The organism is Amycolatopsis sp. H20-H5, from assembly GCF_035828755.1.
GTDB lineage: Bacteria > Actinomycetota > Actinomycetes > Mycobacteriales > Pseudonocardiaceae > Amycolatopsis.
In genome coordinates this window covers 1-2025 of the sequence record NZ_JAYMZS010000182.1, presented here as the reverse complement: position 1 = coordinate 2025, position 2025 = coordinate 1, and the positions used below count along the sequence as shown (strand labels likewise).

3 protein-coding genes are annotated in these 2025 nt (G+C 67.6%); all 3 read right to left on the bottom strand.

Going from position 1 to position 2025, the window contains the following annotated elements; translation table 11 throughout:
* Window positions 1–67: 67 nt before the first annotated feature.
* The 3 genes from QMK34_RS44655 to QMK34_RS44645 all read right to left on the bottom strand — a co-directional run bounded on the left by QMK34_RS44655 (window position 68) and on the right by QMK34_RS44645 (window position 1778).
* On the bottom strand, window positions 68–1018 hold the full coding sequence (locus QMK34_RS44655) for a PLP-dependent cysteine synthase family protein (RefSeq protein WP_326420910.1): 951 nt from the start codon (window positions 1016–1018) through the stop codon (window positions 68–70).
* Between the two features lie 2 nt (window positions 1019–1020).
* On the bottom strand, window positions 1021–1299 hold the full coding sequence (locus QMK34_RS44650) for a MoaD/ThiS family protein (RefSeq protein ID WP_326420908.1): 279 nt from the start codon (window positions 1297–1299) through the stop codon (window positions 1021–1023).
* 71 nt (window positions 1300–1370) lie between these two features.
* Window positions 1371–1778, bottom strand: a complete 408-nt coding sequence (locus QMK34_RS44645; RefSeq protein WP_326420907.1) for a M67 family metallopeptidase — start codon at window positions 1776–1778, stop codon at window positions 1371–1373.
* Window positions 1779–2025: the final 247 nt, after the last annotated feature.

Genomic DNA, 2025 nt, shown 5'->3' with positions numbered 1-2025 from the left:
TGAACGACCCTTTCATGACACTCAAGGCCCCATCTCCCAAACGCCATGAACGCCGGAGAGGTGAGGCCTACGCCCAGAGCTGCCCATCGAGCCGCTCCGCGGCCTCGTCGAGCGAGCCCGAGTAAGCCCCGGTGGAGAGGTACTTCCACCCGGCGTCCGCGACGACGAAGGCGACGTCCGCCTTCTCGCCCTTCGCGGCGGCCTTCTCCGCGACGGCGAGCGCCGCGTGTAGCACCGCGCCGGTCGAGATGCCCGCGAAGATGCCTTCGAGCTCCAGGAGCTCGCGGGTGCGGCGTAGCGCGTCGTACGCGCCGACTGAGAAGCGGCTGTTGAGCACGCTGGGGTCGTACAGCTCGGGGACGAACCCCTCGTCGAGGTTGCGCAGGCCGTAGACCAGCTCGCCGTAGCGGGGCTCGGCCGCGATGATCTGCACGTCCGGCTTGGCCTCGTGGAGGTAGCGGCCGCAGCCGACGAGCGTGCCGGTCGTGCCGAGGCCGCCGACGAAGTGGGTCAGCGTCGGCAGGTCCTTGAGCAGCTCGGGGCCGGTGCCGCGGTAGTGCGCGTCCGCGTTGGCCGGGTTGCCGTACTGGTACAACATCACCCATTCGGGGTTGTCCTTGGACAACTCTTTCGCGCGGCGCACGGCCTCGTTCGAGCCACCCGCGGCCGGGGAGAACACGATCCGCGCGCCGTAGGCCTGCAGCAGCTGCTTGCGCTCGATGGAGGTGTTCTCGGGCATCACGCAGACCAGCCCGTAGCCCTTGAGCTTGGCGGCCATGGCCAGCGAGATCCCGGTGTTGCCCGAGGTCGGCTCCAGGATCGTCGAACCCCGGCGCAGCCTGCCCTCCCGCTCGGCGGCCTCGATCATGGCCAGCGCGGGGCGGTCCTTGATCGAACCGGTCGGATTGCGGTCCTCCAGCTTCGCCCACAGCCGGACGTCCTGGCTCGGCGACAGCCGCGGCAGCCCGACAAGCGGGGTGCCGCCGAGTGTGTCGAGCAGCGACTCGTAACGAGCCATCTCTAGCGCGCGCCGCCGGCGACCGCGGGCAGGATGGTCAGCGTGTCGCCGTCCTTGACCTCGGCCTCGAGCCCACCGGCGAACCGGACGTCCTCGTCGTTGACGTAGACGTTGATGAAGCGGTGCAGCTTCTCTTCCTTGACCAGGCGGGCCTTGAGGCCGCCGTGGCGCGACTCGATGTCGTCGATCACCTCGAGCACGGTCTTGCCGGTCGCCTCGACGGACTTCTCGCCGTCGGTGTGCGTACGCAGGATGGTCGGGATGCTGACGTTGACGGCCATGGTTCTCCTCCGGTGGGTTCTTACCCGCAGACGTTCGGGAGGGCCCGCTTTATTCCGGCGGGCCCGCGGGGTCAGTCGATGATCTCGACCGGTTCTTCGGTGACGACCTCGTCCACGATCCGGTACGAGCGGAACTCGTGTGTATCGGGGTCCCTCGTCGAGACCAGCACGTAATGGGCCTCGGGCTCGCCCGCGATGGACACGTCGGTGCGCGACGGGTACGCCTCGGTCGCGGTGTGCGAGTGATAGACGACGACCGGCACCTCGCCGTTCGCCTCCATCTCGCGGTGCAGCTTGATCTGCTCCATCGAATCGAGCTGGTAGAACGTCGGCGACCGGGCGGCGTTGATCATCGGGAGGTACCGCTCGGGGCGGTCGGACCCTTCCGGACCTGCGATCATCCCGCACGCCTCGTCGGGATGGTCACGACGGGCATGGGCGACGATCTCGTCGACGAGGTCACGGCGAATCCGGAGCACAAGGACATCTTAGGTGGTGGACAGCGCGTGTCCACACTGTGAGACTTCGGCCCCAGGACGCAGGTCCCTGAAGGCCACCATGACGGCGTTTAACGCCGTCATGGTGGCCTTCAGGGACCTCTAGGAGGCTGCTGAATATGGGTGGTTCTGGGGCTGACTGCCTGAGACGTCCGAGGTGCGGACAGTGAGCGTAAGGCCGTGACGCGAACCGTCCGGATCGTGAGAGGGCCTCTGGAGGGCTGTTGAT

Coding starts and splice junctions, on each gene's coding strand:
- QMK34_RS44655 (WP_326420910.1), bottom strand. CDS start 1,018: ATGGCTCGTTACGAGTCGCTGCTCGACACACTCGGCGGCACCCCGCTT.
- QMK34_RS44650 (WP_326420908.1), bottom strand. CDS start 1,299: ATGGCCGTCAACGTCAGCATCCCGACCATCCTGCGTACGCACACCGAC.